We start from the raw sequence: 26,030 nt of genomic DNA, 5'->3' as shown, positions 1-26,030 counted from the left end.
GATACAAGGTGAGGTCAAGCGCAGGGTTGTCTGCGCAGCCGCCTCAAACCTTGTCGAAAACGCTCGGTTCGGCTTGCACCAAAGCAAAGCGCGGCACCTGCTCGCCGTCAACCTCGACCGACTCGACGAACATGCTCAAAGGGCGCACCCAAAAGCCGTAATCGCCATACAGGGCTTGGTAAAAGACCACTTCTTCTTCGGTTTCGGAATGCCGCGCAACACTGAATACACGGTATTGCGGACCTTTGTAATGTTGGTAGAGCCCAGGTTGTATCGGCATGCTTCGGCCCTCACTGAAATCTTTTCAAAAATAAATAAAAAACCCAAAAACAAAAACCGGGGCACTGGGCCCCGGCTTCCATCGACGAGACGCTTAAACGCGTTCGAAGACGGTGGAGATGCCTTGGCCGAGACCAATGCACATAGTGGCCACCCCGAAGGTGCCGCTATTCTGCTTCATCACGTTCAACAGGGTGCCGGAAATACGTGCACCGGAGCAACCGAACGGGTGACCCAGGGCGATCGCACCGCCGTGCAGGTTAACCTTCTCGTTCATCTTGTCGAGCACTTTCAGATCTTTCAGCACTGGCAAGGCCTGTGCGGCGAAAGCTTCGTTGAGCTCGAAGAAGTCGATATCGTTGATGCCAAGGCCCGCACGCTTCAGGGCTTTTTGTGTCGCCGGCACTGGACCATAGCCCATGATCGCCGGGTCCACACCCGCCACTGCCATCGAACGGATCACTGCCATAGGCTGGATACCCAGGTCCTGTGCACGCTGCGCCGACATCACGATCATGCACGAAGCACCGTCAGTGATCTGCGACGAAGTACCGGCAGTCACGGTGCCGCCCTTCGGATTGAATGCCGGCTTGAGCGCCGCCAGACTTTCCAGGGTGGTTTCCGGACGAATGGTTTCGTCGTAGTCGTACAGTTTCAGGAAACCGTTCTCGTCGTAACCCTGCATCGGGATGATTTCGTCTTTGAACTTGCCTTCCACGGTTGCCTTGTGAGCCAACTGGTGGGAACGCACGCCAAAGGCATCCTGTTGCTCGCGGGTGATGCCGTGCATCTTGCCGAGCATTTCAGCGGTCAGGCCCATCATGCCCGAGGCTTTCGCCGCGTACAGCGACATGTGCGGGTTCGGATCGACACCGTGCATCATGCTCACGTGGCCCATGTGCTCGACGCCGCCGACCACGAACACGTCACCGTTGCCGGTCATGATCGCTTGCGCAGCGGTGTGCAGCGCGCTCATCGACGAGCCACACAGGCGGCTGACGGTCTGGCCGGCCGACGTGTGCGGAATCTGGGTCATCAGCGACGCCATGCGTGCGATGTTCCAGCCCTGCTCCAGGGTCTGGTTGACGCAGCCCCAGATCACGTCCTCGACTTCCGCCGGGTCGACCTTGCTGTTGCGTTCCAGCAGTTTGCTTATCAGGTGCGCCGACATGTCTTCGGCGCGGGTGTTGCGGTGCATGCCGCCCTTGGAGCGGCCCATCGGAGTACGACCGAAGTCGACAATCACGACGTCTCTAGGATTCAAGCTCATAAGTTCACTCTCACTCTAGTTGGGGGCGCTTAACCGAAGAAGCTCTGGCCGTTTTTGGCCATTTCGCGCAGCTTCGCGGTCGGGTGGTACAGCGCGCCCAAATCAGCGTACTGGTCAGCCAGGGCAACGAACTCGGCGACACCGATGGAATCGATGTAGCGCAGCGCACCGCCACGGAATGGAGGGAAACCGATACCGTAAACCAGACCCATGTCGGCTTCGGCGGCGGTTTCAACGATGCCGTCTTCCAGGCAACGCACGGTTTCCAGGCACAGCGGGATCATCATCCAGTTGATGATGTCTTCGTCAGTGACTTCGCGCTGCTCGTAAACGATCGGCTTGAGCACTTCGAGTACCGACGGATCGGCGACTTTCTTCTGCTTGCCTTTCTTGTCGGCCTCGTAGGCGTAGAAGCCTTTGCCGTTCTTCTGGCCCAGGCGCTTGGCTTCGTACAGCACGTCGATGGCCGAGCGACGATCATCCTTCATGCGGTCCGGGAAACCTTCAGCCATCACGTCACGACCGTGGTGACCGGTGTCGATGCCGACCACGTCCATCAGGTACGCAGGCCCCATCGGCCAGCCGAATTTTTCCATGACTTTGTCGATGCGGACGAAGTCGACACCGGCGCTGACCAGTTTGGCGAAACCGCCGAAGTACGGGAACAGCACGCGGTTGACCAGGAAGCCCGGGCAGTCATTGACGACAATCGGGTTCTTGCCCATTTTCTTCGCATAGGCGACGGTGGTGGCGATGGCCAGTTCGCTGGACTTCTCGCCACGGATCACTTCCACCAGCGGCATCATGTGCACCGGGTTGAAGAAGTGCATGCCGACAAAGTTTTCCGGACGCTTGAGGGCCTTGGCCAGCAGGCTGATGGAAATAGTCGAGGTGTTGGACGCGAGGATAGTGTCCTCTTTGACCTGGCCTTCAACTTCAGCCAGTACGGCTTGCTTGACCTTCGGGTTCTCGACGACAGCTTCGACCACCAGATCGACGTGACCGAAGTCGCCGTAGGACAGGGTCGGACGAATGCCGTTGAGCACTTCCGCCATTTTCGCTGCGGTCATGCGGCCTTTATCAACGCGGCCAACCAGCAGCTTGGCGGCTTCGGCCAGACCCTGCTCGATACCGTGTTCGTTGATGTCCTTCATCAGGATCGGCGTACCTTTGGAAGCCGACTGATAGGCGATACCGCCGCCCATGATGCCGGCGCCCAGTACGGCAGCCTGCTTCACGTCTTTGGCGATTTCGTCGTAGGCCTTGGCCTTTTTCTTCAGTTCCTGATCGTTCAGGAACAGGCCGATCAGGCTCTGCGCAGCAGAGGTCTTGGCCAGTTTGACGAAGCCTGCAGCTTCCACTTCCAGAGCTTTGTCGCGACCGAAGTTCGCGGCTTTCTGGATGGTCTTGATCGCTTCAACCGGCGCCGGGTAGTTCGGCCCAGCCTGGCCAGCTACAAACCCTTTGGCGGTTTCGAAAGCCATCATCTGCTCAATGGCGTTCAACTTGAGTTTTTCAAGTTTCGGCTGACGCTTGGCCTTGTAATCGAACTCGCCGGAGATGGCGCGCTTGATCAACTCGAGGGCAGCTTCCTGCAGTTTCTCGGGAGCAACCACTGCGTCGACGGCGCTGACTTTCAGCGCGTCTTCAGGACGGTTTTCCTTACCGGCGGCAATCCACTCGATGGCATTATCAACACCGATCAAGCGTGGCAGACGTACGGTGCCGCCGAAGCCTGGGTAGATGCCCAGTTTGACTTCCGGCAGACCGATCTTGGCCTTGGTGGACATGACGCGATAGTCGGCCGCCAGGCACATTTCCAGACCGCCACCGAGGGCGATGCCGTTGATGGCCGCGACGGTTGGCACGTTGAGGTCTTCGAAATCGCTGAAGATCTTGTTGGCTTCGAGATTGCCAGCAACCAGCTCGGCATCCGGCAGCTTGAAGTTGTCGACAAATTCGGTGATGTCGGCGCCGACGATGAATACGTCCTTGCCGCTGCTGACGATCACGCCCTTGATCGAAGCATCTGCCTTGATGGTGTCTACAGCCTGACGCAATTCGTTCAGGGTTAGACGGTTGAACTTGTTGACGGACTCACCCTTGAGGTCGAATTTCAATTCGACGATGCCACTTTCAAGAGCTTTAACCGTGATGGCTTTACCTTCGTAAATCATCAACTGATCTCCACGATATGGAAGCTGAACAGTACACGTCGGACGCAGGCATATGGCTCAGAAGGACGCTTTGTTCGTCGATGCTGACACCGTCCGCCTGGCACACCCGCCAACGCGATAGTCGGGATTCTGTAGGAGCAGTCTGTAAGACAAACGCTCAATTCATACGCCCGTTTGATTCGGGTACGTCACCTTCACGGAATTTCTGACAATTGTCAATCGCCCTAAATTCGGGCTGAAATGCGACTTTGCAGTCATTTCTGCACCAGGATGAGCAGCAACACCCGTCTCGATGTTGAGCCATTCATAGAATCAATAGTTAGAAAAGTCGCCCTAATTTCCGCCGAGCCCTGTTCAGAAGGCTACGCTGGGTGGACTGCGAGGAAATTTGCCGGGGCGATCAAAGCGCCTGCCGCAAAAAAAGATTACCGGCCTGCCTGGCCAACCCGCCCGACGAATCATGTCGGGCTTTTTATTGGGCGTCTGCCGGACGTTCTACACCGTTGCAGTGAGAAAAATCGCCGTCTCACGCCAGCGCTTTCAGCGTCGCGTCGATATCCTGCAGAACCGTCGCCTCGCCCTTCTCACCCCAGTACAAGGCGATCATCTGCTTGTCCGCTTCGATCTTGAAAACATTGCCCGGCAATTTTTCGAAATAATCAAGGAGCGCCCGGTCATCGCAGACTTCCTGCCATTGATTGACCCACACGCCCGGAGTTTTCTGCCAATAGGTCCAGCATGCCGGCTGGCTGCCACGCCGGGGCCGGTGGTACTGGGCGCAGGGATTCGGCGGCTCCGGCAGCAGCCAGTGCGGCCACTCCTGCGGCGCCAGTTGCATGGCCAGGCCGATGCGTCGCGCCTCCATGCGCAGCGCCATGCGCCCGCTCTGCGCGCGCGATGGGCGCAACCATGCCAGTGGACTTAAAACTACCAGCAGGATTGACACCACCAGCCAGACCGTCATATCTGTACTCCCGATTTTTGATGAGCCCATTGTGTCACTTGCGAACCAATGCGCTTGAAACCAGCCATACTTACCAATATCGAACCCTCAGGAGGAGCACCTCATGCCCTACCACCACATACTGGTCGCCGTAGATCTGACCGAAGAGTGCGACCCTGTGATCCACCGCGCGCGTGAGCTGTCGGCGAGCAACGCTGCCAAGTTGTCGCTGGTGCATATCGTTGAACCAATGGCCATGGCCTTCGGTGGCGACGTGCCAATGGACCTGTCACAACTGCAACAACAGCAGTTCGATCAGGCCAAGGAACGCCTTGAAAAACTCAAATTGAAATACCCCGAGTTCAAAGACGCCGATTGCCATCTGACCTACGGCCAGCCCCGCCAGGAAATCCATCATTTCGCCAAGGAACAGCAATGCGATCTGATCGTCGTCGGTAGCCATGGCCGTCATGGCCTGGCACTGCTGCTCGGCTCGACCGCGAATGATGTGCTGCACGGTGCGCCATGCGATGTACTGGCGGTGCACCTGGTCAAACGCTGATCTGTCTTGCACTTTGTGGAAGCGAGCCTGCTCGCGAATACGTCGGCACATTCAATATGAGGCTGCCTGACACACCGCTTTCGCGAGCAGGCTCGCTCCCACAGGTGACGTGCTCCCGCCTGTAGATCGCATGACATATGAAAAGCCCGGCGCTCATTACTGAGCGCCGGGCTTTTTACCTCAGGAGCAATCAGGCATCCAGCTCGGCCCAACGCTCCACCAACGCATCCAGCTCGGCCTGCAATTGCTCCAGCGAAGCAATCACTTTGGCCGTTTCCGCCGGCGGACGCTGGTAGAAACCGGCTTCAGCCATTTCCGCTTCAACCGCGGCGATCTGCTGCTCCTTGGCGTCGATGTCGCCCGGCAAGGCTTCCAGCTCGCGCTGCAGCTTGTAGCTCAGTTTCTTCTTGGCAACCGGAGCAGCAGCCGCAGGCGCAGCCACCGGAGCCGGCTCAGCGGTAACCACCGCCGAATTCAGGTCAGCCTTGCCCGACTTGCTTTCAGTCACGCCCAGCAGACGCGGCGAGCCGCCCTGACGGATCCAGTCCTGATAACCGCCGACGTATTCACGAACCTTGCCTTCACCTTCGAAGACCAGGGTGCTGGTCACCACGTTATCGAGGAATGCCCGGTCGTGGCTGACCATCAGCACGGTGCCGTTGAAGGTCAGCAGCACCTCTTCGAGCAGCTCGAGGGTTTCCACGTCCAGGTCGTTGGTCGGTTCGTCGAGTACCAGCAGGTTCGCCGGCTTGCTGAACAGCTTCGCCAGCAACAGACGCGCACGCTCGCCACCGGACAACGCCTTGACCGGCGTGCGTGCACGCTGCGGGCTGAACAGGAAGTCGCCGAGATAGCTCAGCACATGGCGGCTCTGCCCGTCGATGTCGATAAAGTCGCGACCTTCGGCGACGTTGTCGATCACGGTTTTTTCCAGATCCAGCTGATGGCGCAATTGGTCGAAGTAGGCGACGTCGATGCGCGTGCCCTCTTCCACTTTGCCGCTGGTCGGTTGCAGACCGCTGAGCATTAGCTTCAACAGTGTGGTCTTGCCGGTACCGTTGGCGCCGAGCAGACCGATACGGTCGCCGCGCTGCAGGACCATTGAGAAATCCTTGATCAGGAAAGGCCCGCCCGGATGCGCGAAGCTGACGTTCTCCAGCACCATCACCTGTTTGCCGGACTTGTCCGCGGTTTCCAGCTGGATGTTGGCTTTGCCGGTACGCTCGCGACGCTCACTGCGCTCAACGCGCAGGGCTTTCAGGGCGCGCACGCGACCTTCGTTACGGGTGCGCCGGGCCTTGATGCCCTGACGGATCCACACTTCTTCCTGAGCAAGACGCTTGTCGAACAGCGCGTTGGCGGTTTCTTCAGCGGCCAGCGCAGCTTCTTTGTGCACGAGGAAACTGGCGTAGTCGCCGTTCCAGTCGATCAGGCCGCCGCGATCCAGTTCGAGGATACGCGTGGCGAGGTTTTGCAGGAAGGAACGGTCGTGCGTGATGAACAACACGGCCCCCTGGAAATCCTTCAGCGCTTCTTCGAGCCAGGCAATCGCGCCGATGTCCAGGTGGTTGGTCGGTTCGTCGAGCAGCAGCAGATCCGGTTCGGACACCAGCGCCTGCGCCAGCAGCACGCGACGACGCCAGCCGCCGGACAACTCGGCGAGGGTCTTGTCGGCCGGCAATTGCAGGCGGCTCAGGGTGCTGTCGACCAACGTCTGCAAGCGCCAGCCGTCACGGGCTTCGAGGTCGTGCTGAACGTGCATCAGCTTGTCCAGATCAGCGTCGGTGACGATGTTCTGGCTCAGGTGATGGTATTCGGCGAGCAACGCGCCTACGCCGTCGAGGCCCTCAGCCACCACGTCGAATACCGTCCGGTCGTCGGCCACTGGCAATTCTTGCGGCAATTCGCCGATTTTCAGACCGGGTGCACGCCACACCGAACCGTCATCGGGCTTCTGGTCGCCCTTGACCAGTTTCATCATGCTGGACTTGCCAGTGCCGTTGCGGCCGATGATGCACACCCGCTCACCACGGGCGATCTGCCAGGACACCTTGTCCAACAACGGCATAGCGCCGAACGCAAGGGACACATCGCTGAATTTGAGCAGGGTCATGAGCTTCTCCAAAAACCGGGCGCGCATTCTACCTGACTTGAGGCTTCAGCAGGCCGGCAATTTGTCTGTCGAAGCACTCTGCACAACATTTGTTGCGAACTTGTGCAGCGAGGCGCGCAAAGCTTTCGCCGCTTGCTGGCAAAAGGCTAAGCTACAGGCAATTCAGTGCGGATCCCGATCGGCACTTGTCATGATTTTCTCTGCCCGGATGTCTCATGCGCAGTCGCCTTTTCAGTGTTTTGTCCTGCTTGTTTCTTACCGCCACTGCCGCTCAATCCGTCCAGGCGGTGGACCTTTCCACCCAACGCCAGTATTACGATGAAGCCAAGCGCGCCTTGGCCAAAGGTGATACCGGCCCATATTTGCGCTACAGCCAGGCGCTTGCCGATTATCCGCTGGAACCCTATCTGGCTTACGACGAACTGACCGCGCGCCTGAAGACCGCGAGCAACGCGGAAATCGAGAAATTCCTCGCCGAACACGGTGACCTGCCGCAAGCCAACTGGATGAAACTGCGCTGGTTGCGCTGGCTCGCCGACCGCGGCGACTGGGCGACCTTCGCCAAGTATTACGACCCGAAACTGAATTTCACCGAACTGGACTGCCTCAACGCGCAGTACCAGATCAGCCATGACAAGAAGGCCGAAGGCTATGCCAACGCGGAAAAGCTCTGGCTGACCGGCAAATCGCAACCGGCTGCGTGTGACGCCCTGTTCGGCATCTGGGCCGCCGATGGCCAGCTCACCGAGCAGAAACGCTGGGAGCGTACCAAACTTGCCGCACAGGCGCGCAACTACCCGCTGGCCAACAGCCTGATCAACGGCCTGACCACCCTGGCCCCGCGCGGTCGCTTGCTGGTCGACGTGGCGCAGAAACCCGAACTGCTCAACCAGCCGTCGCGCTTCACTCCGGCCGACGAGCCGATGTCCGACGTGGTCAGCCTCGGCTTGCGCCGCCTCGCTCGGCAGGACCCGGACAAGGCCATGGCGCTGCTCGACGGTTACGCCAGCAGCATGCATTTCTCTCGCGATGAAAAAGTCGCGATCGCCCGCGAGATCGGCTTGACCCTCGCCCGGCGTTTCGACAGCCGCGCGCTCGACGTAATGACCAAATACGATCCGGAACTGCGCGACAACACCGTCTCGGAATGGCGCCTGCGCCTGCTGCTGCGTCTGGCACGCTGGAATGATGCCTACGAGCTGACCAAACGCCTGCCGCAAGACCTCGCCACCACCAACCGTTGGCGCTACTGGCAGGCGCGCAGCCTGGAACTGGCCCAGCCACAAAACCCGCAAGCGCTGACCCTGTACAAGAATCTGGCGCGGGAACGAGACTTCTACGGCTTCCTCGCCGCAGACCGTTCACAATCGCCTTACTCGCTGAACAACAAGCCGCTGGTGCTCAGCCAGGCGCTGATCAACAAGGTCCGTAACACCCCCGGCGTGCGCCGCGCGCTGGAGTTTCATGCACGCGGGCAGATCGTCGACGGGCGTCGCGAGTGGTATCACGTCAGCCGTCATTTCAACCGCGATGAAATGGTCGCCCAGGCCAAACTGGCCTACGACCTGAAATGGTACTTCCCGGCGATCCGCACCATCAGTCAGGCGCAATACTGGGACGACCTGGATATCCGCTTCCCGATGGCGCACCGCGATACCCTCGTGCGTGAAGCCAAGGTCCGCGGCCTGCATTCGAGCTGGGTGTTCGCCATCACTCGGCAGGAAAGTGCCTTCATGGACGACGCGCGCTCCGGCGTCGGCGCCAGCGGTCTGATGCAGTTGATGCCCGGCACCGCCAAGGAAACCGCGCGCAAGTTCAGCATTCCACTGGCCTCGCCGCAGCAAGTGCTCGATCCGGACAAGAACATCCAGCTCGGCGCCGCTTATCTCAGCCAGGTGCACAGCCAGTTCAACGGTAACCGCGTGCTCGCCTCCGCCGCTTACAACGCCGGCCCCGGCCGCGTGCGTCAGTGGCTGCGCGGCGCCGATCACCTCAGTTTCGACGTCTGGGTGGAAAGCATCCCGTTCGACGAAACCCGCCAGTATGTGCAGAACGTGTTGTCGTACTCGGTGATCTACGGCCAGAAGCTCAACTCACCCCAACCGCTGGTGGATTGGCATGAGCGGTATTTTGATGATCAATGAGCAGGCAGTGACCGCATGAGAGTGAAAAATGCCCGTATTGTGAGATACGGGCATTTTTTTATGGATCATTCCCAGTCGGTTACTGGATGGGTTAATCAGGCTGACCATCATTGAACTGCAACGCCGCCAGCCGCGCGTACAGCGGATTGCTGGCGATCAATTGCTGATGTGTCCCCACCGCTACCAGCTTGCCTTGATCCATCACCGCAATTCGATCAGCGTTCTTCACCGTGGCCAGCCTGTGGGCAATCACCAGTGTCGTGCGGTTTTCCATCAGCGTTGGCAGGGCCTGCTGGATCAGATGCTCGCTCTGGGCGTCGAGGGCACTGGTGGCTTCGTCCAGCAGCAGGATCGGCGCGTCCACCAGCAAGGCGCGGGCGATGGCCAGACGCTGGCGCTGACCGCCGGACAATCCGAGGCCGCCGTCGCCGAGGTGAGTCTGATAGCCGTCCGGCATTTGTTCGATGAAGTCATGGGCGTGGGCAATTCGCGCAGCTTCCTTGACCTGCGCGAGCGTGGCCGTCGGGCAGCCGTAGCGAATGTTCTCTTCCACACTGCCGAAAAACAATGCAGGAGTTTGCGAGACCAGCGCGAAACAGCGGCGCAGGTCCAGCGGGTCAAGACTGGTCAGTGGCACGCCATCGAGGAGAATCTGCCCCTCACGCGGATCGTAGAAGCGCAGCAACAGGTCGTAGACCGTAGATTTGCCCGCGCCTGACGGCCCCACCAATGCCAGGGTTTCGCCTGCTCTAACCGCCAGATTCAAGCCATCGACTGCGTAGCTTTCCGGACGCGAGGGGTAGGAAAAGCGCACGTCGCGCAATTCAAGCTCACCTTTGACTCGGGCTGGCAACGCTACCAGTCCCGTCGTCGGGGGCTGGATGATGTTTTCCGAGCGCAGTAATTCTGCGATGCGTTCTGCTGCGCCCGCAGCACGCTGCAGTTCGCCGATCACTTCGCTCAGCGTGCCGAACGCGCTGCCGACAATCAGGCTATAGAAAACGAATGCCGCCAGCTCCCCAGCCGATATCCGCCCCGCCATTACATCCATGCCGCCGACCCACAACATCACCGCCACCGCGCCCAGCACGAGCACGATCACTAGAGTGATCAACCACGCCCTCTGGAAGATCCTTTTACGCGCCGTTTCGAACGCCTGCTCGACGGTCGAAGCGAAACGCTGCTCGTCCTGTACCTGATGGTTGTAGGCCTGCACGGTTTTGATCTGACCAAGGGTTTCCGATACGTAGCTGCCGATATCGGCGATGCGGTCCTGGCTCTGGCGCGACAGATTGCGCACGCGGCGGCCGAAGATCAGGATCGGCGCGATCACCAGCGGTAACGCAATCACAACAATGCTGGTGAGTTTGGGATTGGTGATGAAGAGCAACACCACACCGCCGATGACCATCAGCAGATTGCGCAGGAACAGCGACAGCGACGAGCCGATCACCGACTGCAGAAGCGTGGTGTCGGCGGTCAGGCGCGACTGGATTTCTGAGCTGCGGTTGTCCTCATAAAAGCCCGGATGCAGATACACCAAGTGATTGAACACTTGCCGGCGAATGTCGGCGACCACGCGCTCGCCAATCCATGAAACAAGATAGAACCTTGCAAAAGTGCCCAGCGCCAACCCGAGCACCAGCAGCATGAAGATACCGATGGACTGATTGAGCAGATGTGGCGACCGGGTCATGAAACCCTGATCGACCAGCAACTTGATGCCCTGCCCCATCGACAACGTAATGCCGGCTGTGACGATCAACGCGAGCAGCGCGCCGAAAGCATGCCAGCGGTACGGCAGGAGAAAATGACTGGTCAGGCGCAGGGCGCGCCGGTGTCGGGAAGAAAGCATCGAGATCATGGAATTCACGTCTGCGCAGATGAATCGGGCCAGCCTACAGACTCAGATGGGGTGGAACTCTGTAAATCACAATGAGTCAGGTTAAATATGCCCGGGATGTCCGGATGCTAGAAACGATTGGTCTAAGGTTGCGGTTGAGACGAATCGTCATTTCTGTTTGAGTAGAGATGCCGCCCCGCCGACAGACCGCAGGGAGTTGTCACAGCCTGGTCACGTGGCGGTTTTACCTTAGGCACACAACCTGATGAGGAGACAGGCCATGTCCTTGCAACACAGCAGCGAAGACAAGATTGAAGTGATCCGCACCCAACCCGACCAGTCTCTGGGTTGCTCGATTATCGATGAGCAGGGCCGCGAGGTACCGATCACTGAAGACATGATCCAGAACGCCTGCCGCGAACTGGAAAAGCGATTGGTCAAGCCTGCCGAACAAGAGTGATATAGCCACCGTCTTCCTGACCCGGTCCTGAGTGGCCGGGTTTTTTGTATCTGTAATTTAGCTGTGTATCGTGTCGGAGCTGCCGAAGGCTGCGATCTTTTGATCTTCAAAAAGCAAGATCAAGAGATCGCAGCCTCGTTTCACTCGACAGCTCCTACAGGACACGGGTTGCCCCCAGCGCCTCAACCATCTGCCGCAACACCAGCGCATCACCTTCAATCCGCACCTTCAGGCCTTCGATCTCGCGTCGCACCGGGTACTGCTTGCGCAGCACGTCAAACGCCGCACGCTGTTCAGCGACATTTCCCACCAGGCTGCGGCGAAAATCCGCATCATCGCGGCGCGGGTCGTACACGCCCCGGCACAGCATCGCCAGCGCCCACGCCGGGTCGCTGTCACCGTGCAAGGAAACTTCCGACAACCAGGTTGCTGGCAGCAGATCGCTGAGCTGAATCGCCGCAGGTTGACCGCTGAAAGCGCAGTAGGCCTGATAGATTTGCGCGGTGCCGCGTTGCTTGCCATCGAGGCTGTAACCGGCGATGTGTGGCGTGGCCAATACGCAGAGCTCCGCCAGCGCAGGGTCAACTTCCGGCTCTTTTTCCCAGACGTCGAGCACTGCCTGCAGGTCCTCGCGCTCCAGCAGCACCTCACGCAGCGCAACGTTATCCACCACAGGGCCGCGCGCCGCATTGATCAGCCATGCACCCTGCTTGAGTTGCTGCAGACGCTGTTGATCGAACAGGTGCCAGGTTGCAGAGTCGCCGCTGCGGGTCAATGGCGTATGCAGACTGATCACGTCGCACTGCTCGATGATCTGTTCAAGGCTGACATAATCGCCGCCCTCGGCGGCCTGACGCGGCGGATCGCAAACCCTGACGTTCCAGCCCAAGCCCTTCAGGACCTTGATCAAGCGCCTCCCCACTTCACCGGCGCCGACAACGCCGTAAGTGCGCTGACTCAGATCAACCCCTTCGATTTCGGCCAGTGTCATCAGACTGCCCAGTACGTAATCGACCACGCCCCGGGCATTGCACCCCGGCGCGCTCGACCAGCAGATCCCGGCCTCGTTGAAGTAATCCAGATCCAGATGATCGGTGCCAATGGTGCAGGTGCCGACAAAGCGCACCTTGCTGCCCTCGAGCAGCGCACGATTGACGTTGGTCACCGAGCGCACCAGCAGCACATCGGCCTGCTCGACCGTCGTGCGGTCGATGGAGCGGCCCGGGACTCGGCGGATGTCGCCGAAACCGGCAAAAAAAGCATCGAGCAGCGGGATATTTTCGTCGGCAACAATCAGCATGGCGGGCTCCTTGGGCGGATCGGCAGTTTAGGTGCAGACGCGTCGATCGGCCAGCAGGGTTTGCGCTTACAAATACGCAACAGAGGATTTTTCCTGACCGAGGCGTCAGCGGCGTAGAATGCGTCGCTTTGCGTATCAACACTATCCGGACGCTTTGCCTGTGAACCCTGTAACTGACCAACCTGTCGCCGTCTCCCTGACCCGCCCAGCGCGGATTCGTCTGGAGCTGAAAAATCTGCTCGCCCTGGCGTTGCCGATCATCATCGCGCAACTGGCGACCACCGCCATGGGCTTCGTCGATGCGGTGATGGCCGGGCGCGTCGGGCCCAAGGATCTGGCGGCAGTGGCACTGGGCAACTCGATCTGGGTCCCGGTGTTTCTATTGATGACCGGCACACTATTGGCCACCACGCCAAAAGTCGCTCAACGTTTCGGCGCCGGCAAGCACAGCGAAATCGGCCCGATCGTGCGGCAGGCGCTGTGGCTGGCATTGGTGGTCGGCTTGATCGCTACCTCGATGCTGATCGCTGCCGAACCGGTGCTGCACCTGATGAAGGTCGATCCCGAATTGATCGGCCCGTGCATGCAATACCTGCACGGCATCGCCAGCGGCTTGCCGGCGGTGGCCTTTTATCACGTGCTGCGCTGCACCAGCGACGGCATCGGTCGCACCCGCCCGGCCATGGTGCTGGGCCTGTGCGGTCTGGCGCTGAACATTCCCCTGAACTACATCTTCATCTATGGCCACTTCGGCGTGCCCGCCATGGGCGGCGTCGGCTGCGGCTGGGCCACGGCGATCGTGATGTGGGTGATGGCGCTGGGCCTGGCCGGTTACGAACGCTGGGCGCCAGCCTATCGCTCAAGCGAACTGTTCAGCCGCTTCGACTGGCCGCAGTGGGCGGTGATCAAGCGTCTGCTGTCGATTGGTTTACCGATCGGCATCGCGGTGTTTGCCGAGTCGAGCATTTTCGCCGTGATTGCACTGCTGATCGGCAGCCTCGGGGCGACGGTGGTGGCCGGGCATCAGATCGCGCTGAACGTCAGCTCGCTGGTGTTCATGATTCCCTATTCGCTGGGCATGGCGGTCACCGTGCGCGTCGGCCAGGCGCTGGGCCGCGAGGAACCCCGTGAGGCGCGTTTCGCTGCAGGTGTCGGCATGGGCACCGCACTGGCCTACGCCTGCCTGTCGGCGAGCCTGATGCTGGCTCTGCGCGAGCCGATTGCGGCGATCTATACCGCTGATCCGACGGTGATTCACATTGCGGCCATGCTGATCGTCTATTCGGCGCTGTTCCAGTTTTCCGATGCGATTCAGGTGACTGCAGCCGGCGCGCTGCGTGGTTATCAGGACACGCGGGTGACGATGATCCTGACTCTGTTCGCCTACTGGGGTATTGGTTTGCCGGTCGGTTACGCGCTGGGCCTGACCGATTGGCTCGGCGAGTCACGGGGCCCGAGCGGGTTGTGGCAGGGTCTGATTGTCGGTTTGAGCTGCGCGGCGCTGATGCTGTCAATCCGGCTGATACGCAGTGCGCGCAAGCGAATCCGGATCAGTCGTTCGGCGGGTTGATCACCCATAAAAAAAGACCTGCATTTGCAGGTCTTTTTTTTGCCCAGATTCAGGACTTCTTGCGAATCCAGTAAAGATAGGTACCGGCCTCTTCATGCTGGCTGACCAGTTCATGGTCAAGAAACACGCAGAACTTGGGGATATCGCGCTTGGTCGAGGGATCCGTGGCGATCACCTTGAGCAGGCCGCCGGGCGCCAGATCGCGGATGTGCTGGTGCAACATCATCACCGGCTCCGGGCAATTGAGACCGGTGGCGTCGAGGGTGCCGTCGACCGGGGTGTTGATCATTTCACTCATGGCTTACTCCAGAAACTGGCCGGCATTGTCGCGTATTGCTTGGGATATCGTCCAACCCATGTGGCAGCGAGCCTGCTCGCGAATGCGGTGCTTCATCCAACATTGATGTCGGCTGACAAGACGCTTTCGCGAGCAGGCTCGCTCCCACAAGAGTTCGCTCTGCTTCAGCGGGACTTGGGCTTTCTGCTGTCGTGCCGGCGCAGATGGCAAGTCACCTCCTCACGATCGTGATACAGCTGCTTGCAGCCGATATCAACCTTGATCCCCCGTGCCTTGAATCCATCGGCAATGCGCTCGAGCAGCCGCTTCACTTCGGCATAACGCTGCTTCATCGGCAACTTCAGGTTGACCACCGCCTCGCGGCAATGTCCCTCGCCAATCCACTCTTCCAGCATCGCGGCGTTGCGCGCCGGTTTCTCGACGATGTCGCAAACCATCCAGTCCACCGGCTGCTTGGGCTTGAAGGTAAATCCGTCCGCCATCAGATGCTGGACCAGCCCGGTTTCCATCAGGCTTTCAGCCATCGGGCCGTTGTCGATCGCCGTCACCAGCATGCCACGGTTGACCAGTTGCCAAGTCCAGCCCCCCGGCGCGGCGCCGAGGTCGACACCGGTCATATCGCTGTGCAGGCGATCTTCCCACTGATCACGCGGAATGAAGTGGTGCCATGCCTCTTCCAGCTTCAGGGTCGAACGGCTTGGCGCTTCGCGGGGAAACTTCAGGCGTGGAATGCCCATCGGCCACATCGCCGAATTGCCGGCATCGGCCAGGCCGAGAAAAACTTCGCGGCCGCTTTTGAAAGTCAGCAACAAACGCGGCTTGCTGGCGTCCTCCACCAGTTTGCCAGCGGCGATCAGTGCCTTGCGCAGCGGGCCTTCGAACTTCTTGCAGAAGTTCGACAGCTCCTTGCCGTCATTGGTATCGACCACTTCCAGCCACAGACTGCCGCACACCGGGAAATCGGCCATCTGCGCGAGAATCACGCTGATCCGATCGTTTTCCGGCAGATCGATGAAAAAGCCGCGCGCCCACTGCCGCGGGAAGATCAGTTCGGCGAAACGCTGCCCGCGCATCAGGCGTTCGGCACCGTCTGCTTCGGTGCAGACAAACTCGGCGCAGGCCGCAGCCGTTTTGGCTTTGGCGTAACCGGCGACATTGAGACGGGCGGCAAGGTCGGAAATCTCCGAACAGACTTCGCCTTCGAAGCCGGGCCGGCAATGCATGAATAGGGTGTTCATTCTTACTCCTGGGCAGCGGTCGATCATTCGACGGCTGCGCGATGCTCAAGCCTTGCGTTGCCGCAATGCCTGTCACGAAAACCGGCGCATGATAGCCGAAGTCGGAACCTTGGTTCCGTCCATAGAGTCCAGTTATTAGCCAGCTACTCAAAACAGGGCTAGGTTTAATGCTCTGCCCGTCCCCTCAGTCCGTAGCCGTGCGGACTCAAAGGAGTGATCGTAATGCCGTCCCTCGATAGTCTGAAGTCACTGAAAACCCTACAAGTCGACGCCACGACCTACCACTATTTCAGCCTGCCGGAAGCCGCCAAGAGCCTGGGCGACCTCGACAAGCTGCCGATGTCGTTGAAGGTGCTGTTGGAAAACCTGCTGCGCTGGGAAGACGAAAAAACCGTCACCGGCGCCGACCTCAAAGCCATCGCCGCCTGGCTCAAGGAGCGCCGCTCCGATCGAGAAATCCAGTACCGCCCTGCCCGTGTATTGATGCAGGATTTTACCGGCGTTCCCGCCGTGGTCGATCTCGCCGCCATGCGTGCGGCAATGGCCAAGGCCGGCGGCGATCCGCAGCGGATCAACCCGTTGTCGCCGGTGGATCTGGTGATCGACCACTCGGTAATGGTCGACAGGTTTGGCAGCGCCAGTGCGTTTGAACAGAACGTCGACATCGAAATGCAACGCAACGGCGAGCGCTATGCCTTCCTGCGCTGGGGCCAGAGTGCGTTCGATAACTTCAGCGTGGTACCGCCGGGCACCGGCATCTGCCACCAGGTCAATCTCGAATACCTCGGCCGCACCGTGTGGACCAAAGACGAGGATGGCCGCACCTACGCCTTCCCCGACACGCTGGTCGGCACCGACTCCCACACCACCATGATCAACGGTCTCGGCGTGCTCGGCTGGGGCGTTGGCGGGATCGAAGCGGAAGCGGCGATGCTCGGACAACCGGTGTCGATGCTGATTCCCGAAGTGATCGGCTTCAAACTCACCGGCAAGCTCAAGGAAGGCATCACCGCTACCGATCTGGTGCTGACCGTGACGCAGATGCTGCGCAAGAAAGGCGTGGTCGGCAAATTCGTCGAATTCTATGGCGACGGTCTCGCCGATCTGCCACTGGCCGACCGTGCAACGATCGCCAACATGGCTCCAGAGTACGGAGCGACATGCGGTTTCTTCCCGGTCGATGATGTCACGCTGGAATACCTCCGCTTGTCTGGCCGGCCGCCGGAAGTAGTGAAATTGGTCGAGGCGTACACCAAGGCTCAAGGCCTGTGGCGTCTGCCGGGTCAGGAGCCAGTGTTCACCGACAGCCTGGCGCTGGACATGGGCAGCGTCGAAGCCAGTCTGGCCGGGCCGAAACGTCCGCAGGATCGCGTCTCGCTGCCGAACGTCGCGCAAGCCTTCAGTGATTTCATCGACCTGCAATTCAAACCCACCAGCAAGGAAGAAGGACGCCTGGAAAGCGAGGGCGGTGGCGGCGTCGCCGTGGGCAACGCCGATCTGGTCGGCGAAGCGGACTACGAATACGATGGCAAGACCTATCGCCTGAAAAACGGTGCTGTGGTCATCGCCGCGATCACTTCCTGCACCAACACTTCCAACCCGAGCGTGATGATGGCGGCCGGGTTGCTGGCGAAGAAAGCCGTGGAGAAAGGTCTGACGCGCAAGCCTTGGGTGAAGAGTTCATTGGCGCCGGGTTCGAAAGTCGTCACCGACTACTACAAGGCTGCCGGACTGACGCAGTACCTCGATCAACTCGGTTTTTCGCTGGTCGGCTATGGCTGCACCACCTGCATCGGCAACTCCGGGCCACTGCCGGAGCCAATCGAGAAAGCCATTCAGAAAGCCGATCTGACCGTCGCATCGGTACTGTCCGGCAACCGCAACTTCGAAGGTCGCGTGCACCCGCTGGTGAAAACCAACTGGCTGGCCTCGCCACCGCTGGTTGTCGCCTACGCATTGGCCGGCAGTGTGCGCACCGATATCAGCAGCGAACCGCTGGGCGAGGATCAACAGGGCAATCCGGTGTATCTGCGCGATATCTGGCCGAGCAGCCGGGAGATCGCCGAAGCGGTTAATCAGGTCAACACAGCAATGTTCCACAAGGAATACGCCGAAGTGTTTGCCGGCGACGAGCAATGGCAAGCCATCGAGGTGCCGCAAGCGGCGACTTACGTGTGGCAGGACGATTCGACCTACATCCAGCATCCACCTTTCTTCGACAATATCTCCGGTCCTCTGCCGGAGGTGAACGACGTCAAAGGCGCGCGGGTATTGGCTTTGCTCGGTGATTCGGTAACCACAGACCACATCTCCCCCGCCGGCAATATCAAGGTCGACAGCCCCGCTGGGCGTTATCTGCAGGAGAAAGGTGTCGAGCCGCGCGACTTCAACTCCTACGGTTCACGTCGTGGCAACCATGAAGTGATGATGCGCGGAACGTTTGCCAACATCCGAATTCGCAATGAAATGCTCGGGGGCGAGGAAGGTGGCAACACAATTTACATCCCCACCGGGGAAAAAATGGCGATTTACGATGCAGCCATGAAATATCAAGCGTCGGGCACGCCTCTGGTGGTGATTGCCGGCCAGGAATATGGCACCGGATCAAGCCGTGACTGGGCGGCCAAGGGTACCAATCTGCTCGGCGTCAAAGCGGTGATCGCAGAAAGCTTCGAGCGTATTCACCGCTCCAATCTGGTCGGGATGGGCGTCCTGCCGTTGCAGTTCAAGCTTGATCAGAATCGCAAGAGTCTCAACCTGACCGGCAAAGAGACGTTCGAGATTTTGGGATTGACCGGCGTTGAGCTGACGCCGCGAATGAACCTGCCGTTGGTGATTACTCACGAGGATGGGCGTCAGGAAAAGATCGAAGTTCTGTGCCGCATTGATACGCTGAATGAGGTCGAGTACTTCAAATCCGGCGGGATCCTGCATTATGTGTTGCGGCAGTTGATTGCTTCGTAACGGGGTGACATTCGCGAAGGCTGCGATCTCTTTGACTTGGGTTTATAAGAGCAAGATCAAAAGATCGCAGCCTTCGGCAGCCCCTACGTACAGGCGAAAAAAAACCCGCCGAAGCGGGTTTTTCCCAAGACCATTATCGACTCCCTGTCGGCAGCGATCCCTGCAATGGTCGATCGTCCATGATCCTGAAACACTCCCTGTGTCCCAGTTGATGTGTGTAGATTACCCAGTGGATCCAATCAGCAATAGTCGTAAAAGCTACCAACTCGTGTAAGACATTCGCCATACAAACACTTCCGAAAACCCTTAGATGGGTCAGGCACTTCCGCTTTCACGGGCCTTGGCGCTTTCGGCGAGAAACTGTTCAAGCCTGCTCAGCTGCTCCTCCCAGCCGCGACTGTCCATGTAATACGCCTCTTTCTGACGGATATCAGGGATGTACGCGAAGCCGGATTCCGAGACCTTGAGTAGAGTGCCGTCTTCGAAGTCCTGCAATTCGAACTTGACCAGTGTGGTCGGCTCTTGTGAATAGTCGATCTTCGGGTTGACCGCATACGGGTGCCAGCGAAAAGAAAACAACTGCTGCGGCTCGACCCGCTCGATCAGCACATTCCACAAGACGTGTTCATAACCGGGGTAAGTGACCTGGCCCTGCGTCCACTCGCCGGCAATGAAACGCCGGCCCTCGAGCGCCACGCCAAACCACTGGCCAAACGCCTCCGCATCGACCAATGCGCGCCAGACGTGGGAACGCGACGCCTTGAGCGTGATCTTGCGTTCGAAACTGTTAGGTACTGGTTTCATACGTCACCTCCTGTTCTGAACACTAGGCTTGTATGACCACATGTCCAATGCGAAGTTGTATCCAGGCGCTGCAGACATCGATTCGAGCGGACACATCCTGCCGTAGTTTGCGCTCTGTGATCGGCGCCGCTTGACCTGTTATCTTTCCAGCGAATCCGCAGAAACAAGGACGAATCATGCAGCCCTCACTTGCCGATCGATACCGCGGCGCCCTCCTCGGCCTGGCTTGCGGCGATGCGGTCGGCACAACAGTTGAGTTCCAGCCGCGAGGATCATTCCAGCCGCTGAGCGACATGGTCGGCGGCGGCCCGTTCCAGCTTAAGCCAGGGCAGTGGACCGATGACACTTCAATGGCACTTTGTCTAGCCGAGAGCCTGCTGCGCAAAAACGGTTTTGACGCGGCCGATCAAATGGGCCGCTACCTCAATTGGTGGAAATGGGGGTACCTGAGTTCCACCGGTGAATGTTTCGACATCGGCATGACCGTCAGCCAAGCGCTGGAACAGTATCAGCGAACCGGGGAGCCTTTCGCAGGCTCGACTGACCCGTTAACTGCCGGCAACGGATCGCTGATGCGATTGGCGCCCGTCGTGCTGTTCTATTTTCCTGATTTCCGACAGATCCAGACCTCCGCTGCCGATTGCTCGCGCACAACACATGCCGCGCCGGAGGCAATCGAGTGCTGCCAATTGCTGGCTGATCTGATCACTAGAGCGCTTGAGGGTGCGGAGAAAACACAGCTTCGCCGGTCGCCATTGTTAGAGCTTTCCCAGCCAAAGGTGGTTGCTATCGCGCAGGGCGATTACCTCGATAAAACGGAAAACGAAATCAAAGGCAGCGGCTATAGCGTGCAATCACTGGAAGCTGCCTTGTGGTGTTTCCATCGAACGCAGACCTACGCTGACGCGGTATTGAAAGCAGCCAATCTCGGAGATGATGCGGATACTACAGCGGCTATCGTGGGTCAGTTGGCCGGCGCTTACTATGGCGTTCGCGCGATTCCTGAGCACTGGCTGGAGCAGCTGCATGAAGGCGAGGAAATCGCAGCCATGGCGGATCGCTTGCTGGAAGCTTCCAGGTCACGCACCTGACCATCGTTAACTGTTTTGCTCCTTCCACTTGATACAGCGAGAACCTCATGTCAAAGCATCTGCTTCTGGCCTTCGCGCCCTTTTTGTTTTTCCCTTTCGCTCATGCCGCCGATGATTGTGCGAACGCCAGCGATCAGGCGACGATGAATCAATGCGCGGGGCAAGCGTTCAAAGCGGCAGACAAGGAATTGAACGCGGTTTACCAGCAGATCACCGCACGCTTGAAAGACAATCCAGACGGCAAGAAGCTGTTGGTGGGCGCACAGCGGGCATGGATTGGATTTCGGGACTCGGAATGTAAATTTTCGGCATCAGGAGTGGCGGGCGGGAGTGTTTATCCATTGATTTACAGCGATTGCCTGACCAGCATGACCAAGACGCGTGTCGAGGCGCTCAAGCAATATTTGAAATGTGAGGAAGGTGACATGAGTTGCCCGGTTCCTGGGGCGTAAGCGCAGGCTCAGCTAGCGTGAGCCTGCGCTGCGGAGCCACCATGCGTCAGACGTGCGGATCACCCGGTGCTTTACTCGGCGCAGCATATTGGGGCTTCAGGTGGCCATCCTGATCGAGTAACCAGGCATCCATGATCTGCCGGACCACTGGCCCTGCCACTCGGCCCCCTGCCTCGCCATTCTCGATCATTACCGAGATGGCGATCTTTGGATGCTCTGCCGGTGCGAATCCAACAAACAAAGCGTTGTCACGGTGACGCTCGAGGGTTTTTTCGCGGTTGTAGCGTTCCCCCTGCTTGATCGCCACCACTTGCGCCGTACCACTCTTGCCGGCGATGCGGTATTGCGCCCCCGCAGCGGCCGCACGGGCAATGCCTCGAGCATCGTGCATGACCATCTGCATACCGTGGTTGACCTGCTCCCAATCGCGCGGGTCCTTGAGCAAGATGTTCGGCATCGGGTGCTCGTCGACCGGCGCTACGCCGTCGACCGATTTGGCCAGGTGCGGCCGATTCCATATTCCTTTGTTGGCAATCAGTGCAGTAGCTTGGGCCAATTGCAGCGGCGTGACCTGCATGTAGCCTTGGCCGATGCCAAGAATAACGGTTTCACCGGGATACCAGGCCTGTCGCCGCGTTGCGCGTTTCCAGGCTTGCGACGGCATCAGACCGGGAGACTCTTCAAACATGTCCAGCGAGACTTTTTCACCGAGGCCAAACATCGCCATGTAATCATGCAGACGATCGATGCCGAGCTTGTGCGCCAAGTCGTAGAAGTAAGTGTCGTTGGAGCGCATGATCGCCGCGTCCATGTCCACCCAGCCGTCACCGCTGTGGTTCCAGTTGCGGTACTTGTGGTCGAAGTCCGGCAGTTGGTAGTAGCCGGGATCGAAGACGCGGGTTTGTGGGGTCACGACGCCGGCGTCCAGGCCTGCGATAGCGACTTCTGGTTTGATCGTCGAGCCTGGGGCGTACAGGCCGCGCAATACTCGGTTGAACAGCGGCCGGTCAATGGAATCCCGCAGCGCCGAGTATTCCTTTGAGCTGATACCCGTGACGAACAGATTCGGATCGAAGCTGGGATTGCTGACCATGGCCAGCACTTCTCCGGTGGATGGATCAAGAGCAACCACGGATCCACGGCGATCACCCAACGCGGCTTCGGCGGCTTCCTGCAATTTCACGTCGAGGCTCAGAACGATGTTTTTCCCGGGCACCGGATCGGTGTGCTTGAGCACCCGCAGCACTCGGCCTTGAGCATTGGTTTCGACTTCTTCGTAACCGACATGGCCATGCAGCTGCGCTTCATAAAAACGCTCGATACCGGTTTTACCGATCGACTGCGTACCTCGGTATTCCACGGAGTCGAGAGTTTTCGATTCTTTTTCGTTGATCCGTCCGACATAACCGATCGAATGGGCGAAATGTGCGCCGAGGGGATAGTGCCGGACAAACTGCGGTTCGACATCAAGTCCCGGTAAGCGAAATTCGTTAACCGCCAGGACGGCAATCTGCTCTTCCGTCAGCTCATAAAATAAGGTGACCGGTGTGAACGGATGCCGGGATTGCTTCATCGCCTTGTCGAATACCGTGCGGTCTTCGGCAGGCAGGTGCAGCAAGTTGATGACTTCGTCCAGCTCCTGATTGACGTCAGTTGCGCGCTCACGGGTGATGGTCAGGTTGTAGCTGGGGCGATTGTCGGCGAGCAACACACCGTTGCGGTCATAGATCAATCCGCGCGTTGGCGGGATCGGCAGGACATGGACACGGTTGTTTTCGGAGATGGTCGAGTGGTAGTCGAACTCTACGACCTGAAGGATGTACAGGCGCACCACCAGAGCACAGCTGATGGCGAAGACGAACAGAGCACAGGCAATCAATCGTTTATTGACCAGGCGCGTTTCTTTTTCATGATCCTTTATCGGGATTGGTTCAGGCATTTCTACAGCAACTCTTTGGCATAAATGAGTGCCGATCCGTGGCCAAACTTCAGTCCGTTAAAAAACGAGCTGCACCATACCAAAACCGGCCGTCCACTTCAGGATGAATTTACCCGATGGCAGCCTGAAAAACTTTCTCGCAGGCAAAACAAAACCCCAACTGCTTTCGCAATTGGGGTTTCGGAATTTAATCTTGACGATGACCTACTCTCACATGGGGAAACCCCACACTACCATCGGCGATGCATCGTTTCACTGCTGAGTTCGGGATGGGATCAGGTGGTTCCAACGCTCTATGGTCGTCAAGAAATTCGGGTACTGACTCGTGACCAGATGGCCTCGTTTCAGCAAATTGGGTATGTGACAGCTAGGTGTTTGTGCGCTTCGAACTTTCGGTTCGTTTCGTCTTCACACACCGCAATCTGGCGCCTTCTCAGGTCAGCAAATTGCTTGGGTGTTATATGGTCAAGCCTCACGGGCAATTAGTATTGGTTAGCTCAACGCCTCACAGCGCTTACACACCCAACCTATCAACGTCGTAGTCTTCGACGGCCCTTCAGGGAACTCAAGGTTCCAGTGAGATCTCATCTTGAGGCAAGTTTCCCGCTTAGATGCTTTCAGCGGTTATCTTTCCCGAACATAGCTACCCGGCAATGCCACTGGCGTGACAACCGGAACACCAGAGGTTCGTCCACTCCGGTCCTCTCGTACTAGGAGCAGCCCCTCTCAAATCTCAAACGTCCACGGCAGATAGGGACCGAACTGTCTCACGACGTTCTAAACCCAGCTCGCGTACCACTTTAAATGGCGAACAGCCATACCCTTGGGACCGGCTTCAGCCCCAGGATGTGATGAGCCGACATCGAGGTGCCAAACACCGCCGTCGATATGAACTCTTGGGCGGTATCAGCCTGTTATCCCCGGAGTACCTTTTATCCGTTGAGCGATGGCCCTTCCATACAGAACCACCGGATCACTAAGACCTACTTTCGTACCTGCTCGACGTGTCTGTCTCGCAGTCAAGCGCGCTTTTGCCTTTATACTCTACGACCGATTTCCGACCGGTCTGAGCGCACCTTCGTACTCCTCCGTTACTCTTTAGGAGGAGACCGCCCCAGTCAAACTACCCACCATACACTGTCCTCGATCCGGATAACGGACCTGAGTTAGAACCTCAAAGTTGCCAGGGTGGTATTTCAAGGATGGCTCCACGCGAACTGGCGTCCACGCTTCAAAGCCTCCCACCTATCCTACACAAGCAAATTCAAAGTCCAGTGCAAAGCTATAGTAAAGGTTCACGGGGTCTTTCCGTCTAGCCGCGGATACACTGCATCTTCACAGCGATTTCAATTTCACTGAGTCTCGGGTGGAGACAGCGCCGCCATCGTTACGCCATTCGTGCAGGTCGGAACTTACCCGACAAGGAATTTCGCTACCTTAGGACCGTTATAGTTACGGCCGCCGTTTACCGGGGCTTCGATCAAGAGCTTCGCGTTAGCTAACCCCATCAATTAACCTTCCGGCACCGGGCAGGCGTCACACCCTATACGTCCACTTTCGTGTTTGCAGAGTGCTGTGTTTTTAATAAACAGTCGCAGCGGCCTGGTATCTTCGACCGGCATGAGCTTACGGAGCAAGTCCTTCACCCTCACCGGCGCACCTTCTCCCGAAGTTACGGTGCCATTTTGCCTAGTTCCTTCACCCGAGTTCTCTCAAGCGCCTTGGTATTCTCTACCCAACCACCTGTGTCGGTTTGGGGTACGGTTCCTGGTTACCTGAAGCTTAGAAGCTTTTCTTGGAAGCATGGCATCAACCACTTCGTCACCCAAAGGGTAACTCGTCATCAGCTCTCGGCCTTAAGATCCCGGATTTACCTAAGATCTCAGCCTACCACCTTAAACTTGGACAACCAACGCCAAGCTGGCCTAGCCTTCTCCGTCCCTCCATCGCAATAACCAGAAGTACAGGAATATTAACCTGTTTTCCATCGACTACGCTTTTCAGCCTCGCCTTAGGGACCGACTAACCCTGCGTCGATTAACGTTGCGCAGGAAACCTTGGTCTTTCGGCGTGGGTGTTTTTCACACCCATTGTCGTTACTCATGTCAGCATTCGCACTTCTGATACCTCCAGCAAGCTTCTCAACTCACCTTCACAGGCTTACAGAACGCTCCTCTACCGCATCATCCGAAGATGATACCCGTAGCTTCGGTGTATGGTTTGAGCCCCGTTACATCTTCCGCGCAGGCCGACTCGACTAGTGAGCTATTACGCTTTCTTTAAAGGGTGGCTGCTTCTAAGCCAACCTCCTAGCTGTCTAAGCCTTCCCACATCGTTTCCCACTTAACCATAACTTTGGGACCTTAGCTGACGGTCTGGGTTGTTTCCCTTTTCACGACGGACGTTAGCACCCGCCGTGTGTCTCCCATGCTCGGCACTTGTAGGTATTCGGAGTTTGCATCGGTTTGGTAAGTCGGGATGACCCCCTAGCCGAAACAGTGCTCTACCCCCTACAGTGATACATGAGGCGCTACCTAAATAGCTTTCGAGGAGAACCAGCTATCTCCGAGCTTGATTAGCCTT

18 protein-coding genes and 2 rRNA genes (1 of these 20 cut by a window edge) are annotated in these 26,030 nt (G+C 58.4%); 7 read left to right on the top strand and 13 right to left on the bottom strand.

The genetic code is table 11. From position 1 onward, the window contains the following. Window positions 1-43: 43 nt before the first annotated feature. The 4 genes from ACMYUN_RS23900 to ACMYUN_RS23885 form a co-directional block, all read right to left on the bottom strand. A complete protein-coding gene (locus tag ACMYUN_RS23900; protein ID WP_415761939.1) occupies window positions 44-280 on the bottom strand; it encodes a DUF1653 domain-containing protein in 237 nt (78 codons plus the stop codon). A 93-nt stretch (window positions 281-373) separates the two neighbouring features. Next, on the bottom strand, window positions 374-1,549 hold the full coding sequence (fadA, locus tag ACMYUN_RS23895) for an acetyl-CoA C-acyltransferase FadA (protein ID WP_016775495.1): 1,176 nt from the start codon (window positions 1,547-1,549) through the stop codon (window positions 374-376). Window positions 1,550-1,578: 29 nt separating this feature from the next. After that, complete coding sequence (gene fadB, locus ACMYUN_RS23890) at window positions 1,579-3,726, bottom strand: fatty acid oxidation complex subunit alpha FadB (RefSeq protein WP_039760793.1); 2,148 nt, start codon at window positions 3,724-3,726, stop codon at window positions 1,579-1,581. Window positions 3,727-4,252: 526 nt separating this feature from the next. After that, on the bottom strand, window positions 4,253-4,690 hold the full coding sequence (locus tag ACMYUN_RS23885) for a hypothetical protein (RefSeq protein WP_415761938.1): 438 nt from the start codon (window positions 4,688-4,690) through the stop codon (window positions 4,253-4,255). Between the two features lie 103 nt (window positions 4,691-4,793). Between ACMYUN_RS23885 and ACMYUN_RS23880 the strand changes: the two genes are divergently transcribed. Continuing rightward, window positions 4,794-5,231 (top strand): universal stress protein, encoded by a 438-nt coding sequence (locus ACMYUN_RS23880; protein WP_415761937.1) that lies wholly within the window; start codon window positions 4,794-4,796, stop codon window positions 5,229-5,231. 190 nt (window positions 5,232-5,421) lie between these two features. On the opposite strand, the gene ACMYUN_RS23875 is transcribed toward ACMYUN_RS23880, so the two are convergent. Continuing rightward, window positions 5,422-7,344, bottom strand: a complete 1,923-nt coding sequence (locus tag ACMYUN_RS23875; RefSeq protein WP_039760799.1) for an ATP-binding cassette domain-containing protein — start codon at window positions 7,342-7,344, stop codon at window positions 5,422-5,424. A gap of 215 nt (window positions 7,345-7,559) precedes the next feature. Here ACMYUN_RS23875 and ACMYUN_RS23870 point away from each other — a divergent pair, with 215 nt between their 5' ends. Further along, window positions 7,560-9,488 carry a transglycosylase SLT domain-containing protein gene (locus ACMYUN_RS23870; protein ID WP_415761936.1) on the top strand — a complete coding sequence of 643 codons (1,929 nt, stop codon included), beginning with the start codon at window positions 7,560-7,562 and terminating at the stop codon, window positions 9,486-9,488. 91 nt (window positions 9,489-9,579) lie between these two features. Here ACMYUN_RS23870 and ACMYUN_RS23865 read toward each other — a convergent pair whose 3' ends face one another. Beyond that, a complete protein-coding gene (locus tag ACMYUN_RS23865; RefSeq protein WP_310406625.1) occupies window positions 9,580-11,352 on the bottom strand; it encodes an ABC transporter transmembrane domain-containing protein in 1,773 nt (590 codons plus the stop codon). A gap of 259 nt (window positions 11,353-11,611) precedes the next feature. On the opposite strand from ACMYUN_RS23865, the gene ACMYUN_RS23860 reads away from it, so the two are divergent. Continuing rightward, window positions 11,612-11,791, top strand: a complete 180-nt coding sequence (locus ACMYUN_RS23860; RefSeq protein ID WP_129999689.1) for a PA1571 family protein — start codon at window positions 11,612-11,614, stop codon at window positions 11,789-11,791. Between the two features lie 154 nt (window positions 11,792-11,945). Here the strand turns inward: ACMYUN_RS23860 and pdxB are convergent, their stop codons facing one another. Continuing rightward, window positions 11,946-13,091, bottom strand: coding sequence for a 4-phosphoerythronate dehydrogenase PdxB (gene pdxB, locus ACMYUN_RS23855; RefSeq protein ID WP_415761935.1), 1,146 nt, complete (start codon window positions 13,089-13,091; stop codon window positions 11,946-11,948). Between the two features lie 160 nt (window positions 13,092-13,251). Here pdxB and ACMYUN_RS23850 point away from each other — a divergent pair, with 160 nt between their 5' ends. Then, window positions 13,252-14,661: an MATE family efflux transporter gene (locus ACMYUN_RS23850; RefSeq protein WP_415761934.1), complete on the top strand. Its 1,410-nt coding sequence runs from the start codon at window positions 13,252-13,254 to the stop codon at window positions 14,659-14,661. A 49-nt stretch (window positions 14,662-14,710) separates the two neighbouring features. Here ACMYUN_RS23850 and tusA read toward each other — a convergent pair whose 3' ends face one another. Together tusA and rlmM are read right to left on the bottom strand one after the other, a co-directional pair. Further along, window positions 14,711-14,959, bottom strand: coding sequence for a sulfurtransferase TusA (gene tusA, locus ACMYUN_RS23845; RefSeq protein WP_415761933.1), 249 nt, complete (start codon window positions 14,957-14,959; stop codon window positions 14,711-14,713). Window positions 14,960-15,123: 164 nt separating this feature from the next. Then, window positions 15,124-16,197 carry a 23S rRNA (cytidine(2498)-2'-O)-methyltransferase RlmM gene (gene rlmM / locus ACMYUN_RS23840; RefSeq protein ID WP_415761932.1) on the bottom strand — a complete coding sequence of 358 codons (1,074 nt, stop codon included), beginning with the start codon at window positions 16,195-16,197 and terminating at the stop codon, window positions 15,124-15,126. 222 nt (window positions 16,198-16,419) lie between these two features. Between rlmM and acnA the strand changes: the two genes are divergently transcribed. Further along, window positions 16,420-19,161, top strand: coding sequence for an aconitate hydratase AcnA (gene acnA / locus ACMYUN_RS23835; protein WP_415761931.1), 2,742 nt, complete (start codon window positions 16,420-16,422; stop codon window positions 19,159-19,161). 315 nt (window positions 19,162-19,476) lie between these two features. Here the strand turns inward: acnA and ACMYUN_RS23830 are convergent, their stop codons facing one another. Then, window positions 19,477-19,965: an SRPBCC family protein gene (locus ACMYUN_RS23830; protein WP_415761930.1), complete on the bottom strand. Its 489-nt coding sequence runs from the start codon at window positions 19,963-19,965 to the stop codon at window positions 19,477-19,479. Between the two features lie 176 nt (window positions 19,966-20,141). Here ACMYUN_RS23830 and ACMYUN_RS23825 point away from each other — a divergent pair, with 176 nt between their 5' ends. Together ACMYUN_RS23825 and ACMYUN_RS23820 are read left to right on the top strand one after the other, a co-directional pair. Next, a complete protein-coding gene (locus ACMYUN_RS23825; RefSeq protein ID WP_129999695.1) occupies window positions 20,142-21,056 on the top strand; it encodes an ADP-ribosylglycohydrolase family protein in 915 nt (304 codons plus the stop codon). A 47-nt stretch (window positions 21,057-21,103) separates the two neighbouring features. Then, complete coding sequence (locus ACMYUN_RS23820; protein WP_415761929.1) at window positions 21,104-21,508, top strand: lysozyme inhibitor LprI family protein; 405 nt, start codon at window positions 21,104-21,106, stop codon at window positions 21,506-21,508. 46 nt (window positions 21,509-21,554) lie between these two features. Here the strand turns inward: ACMYUN_RS23820 and mrdA are convergent, their stop codons facing one another. From mrdA to ACMYUN_RS23805, 3 genes are all read right to left on the bottom strand, one after another. Beyond that, the gene (mrdA, locus tag ACMYUN_RS23815) at window positions 21,555-23,447 is read right to left on the bottom strand and encodes a penicillin-binding protein 2 (protein ID WP_415761928.1); all 1,893 of its coding nucleotides are present in this window, start codon (window positions 23,445-23,447) and stop codon (window positions 21,555-21,557) included. A 191-nt stretch (window positions 23,448-23,638) separates the two neighbouring features. Then, a 5S ribosomal RNA gene (rrf, locus tag ACMYUN_RS23810) occupies window positions 23,639-23,754 on the bottom strand. Between the two features lie 154 nt (window positions 23,755-23,908). Next, window positions 23,909-26,030, bottom strand: a 23S ribosomal RNA gene (locus ACMYUN_RS23805); it runs 772 nt beyond the window's last position.

The sequence above is a fragment of the Pseudomonas sp. CP4 genome (genome assembly GCF_047758505.1).
GTDB lineage: Bacteria > Pseudomonadota > Gammaproteobacteria > Pseudomonadales > Pseudomonadaceae > Aquipseudomonas > Aquipseudomonas fluorescens_AO.
The sequence above is the reverse complement of the archived record's forward strand: the minus strand, read 5'-3'. Positions and strand labels throughout refer to the sequence as shown.

Bases quoted from the DNA above. Each gene is read 5' to 3' on its own strand.
- ACMYUN_RS23875 (WP_039760799.1), bottom strand. From the start codon at position 7,344: ATGACCCTGCTCAAATTCAGCGATGTGTCCCTTGCGTTCGGCGCTATG.
- fadA (WP_016775495.1), bottom strand. From the start codon at position 1,549: ATGAGCTTGAATCCTAGAGACGTCGTGATTGTCGACTTCGGTCGTACT.
- ACMYUN_RS23900 (WP_415761939.1), bottom strand. From the start codon at position 280: ATGCCGATACAACCTGGGCTCTACCAACATTACAAAGGTCCGCAATAC.
- ACMYUN_RS23820 (WP_415761929.1), top strand. From the start codon at position 21,104: ATGTCAAAGCATCTGCTTCTGGCCTTCGCGCCCTTTTTGTTTTTCCCT.
- fadB (WP_039760793.1), bottom strand. From the start codon at position 3,726: ATGATTTACGAAGGTAAAGCCATCACGGTTAAAGCTCTTGAAAGTGGC.
- pdxB (WP_415761935.1), bottom strand. From the start codon at position 13,091: ATGCTGATTGTTGCCGACGAAAATATCCCGCTGCTCGATGCTTTTTTT.
- ACMYUN_RS23865 (WP_310406625.1), bottom strand. From the start codon at position 11,352: ATGATCTCGATGCTTTCTTCCCGACACCGGCGCGCCCTGCGCCTGACC.
- ACMYUN_RS23880 (WP_415761937.1), top strand. From the start codon at position 4,794: ATGCCCTACCACCACATACTGGTCGCCGTAGATCTGACCGAAGAGTGC.
- ACMYUN_RS23830 (WP_415761930.1), bottom strand. From the start codon at position 19,965: ATGAAACCAGTACCTAACAGTTTCGAACGCAAGATCACGCTCAAGGCG.
- acnA (WP_415761931.1), top strand. From the start codon at position 16,420: ATGCCGTCCCTCGATAGTCTGAAGTCACTGAAAACCCTACAAGTCGAC.
- tusA (WP_415761933.1), bottom strand. From the start codon at position 14,959: ATGAGTGAAATGATCAACACCCCGGTCGACGGCACCCTCGACGCCACC.
- rlmM (WP_415761932.1), bottom strand. From the start codon at position 16,197: ATGAACACCCTATTCATGCATTGCCGGCCCGGCTTCGAAGGCGAAGTC.
- ACMYUN_RS23870 (WP_415761936.1), top strand. From the start codon at position 7,560: ATGCGCAGTCGCCTTTTCAGTGTTTTGTCCTGCTTGTTTCTTACCGCC.
- ACMYUN_RS23885 (WP_415761938.1), bottom strand. From the start codon at position 4,690: ATGACGGTCTGGCTGGTGGTGTCAATCCTGCTGGTAGTTTTAAGTCCA.
- ACMYUN_RS23825 (WP_129999695.1), top strand. From the start codon at position 20,142: ATGCAGCCCTCACTTGCCGATCGATACCGCGGCGCCCTCCTCGGCCTG.
- mrdA (WP_415761928.1), bottom strand. From the start codon at position 23,447: ATGCCTGAACCAATCCCGATAAAGGATCATGAAAAAGAAACGCGCCTG.
- ACMYUN_RS23860 (WP_129999689.1), top strand. From the start codon at position 11,612: ATGTCCTTGCAACACAGCAGCGAAGACAAGATTGAAGTGATCCGCACC.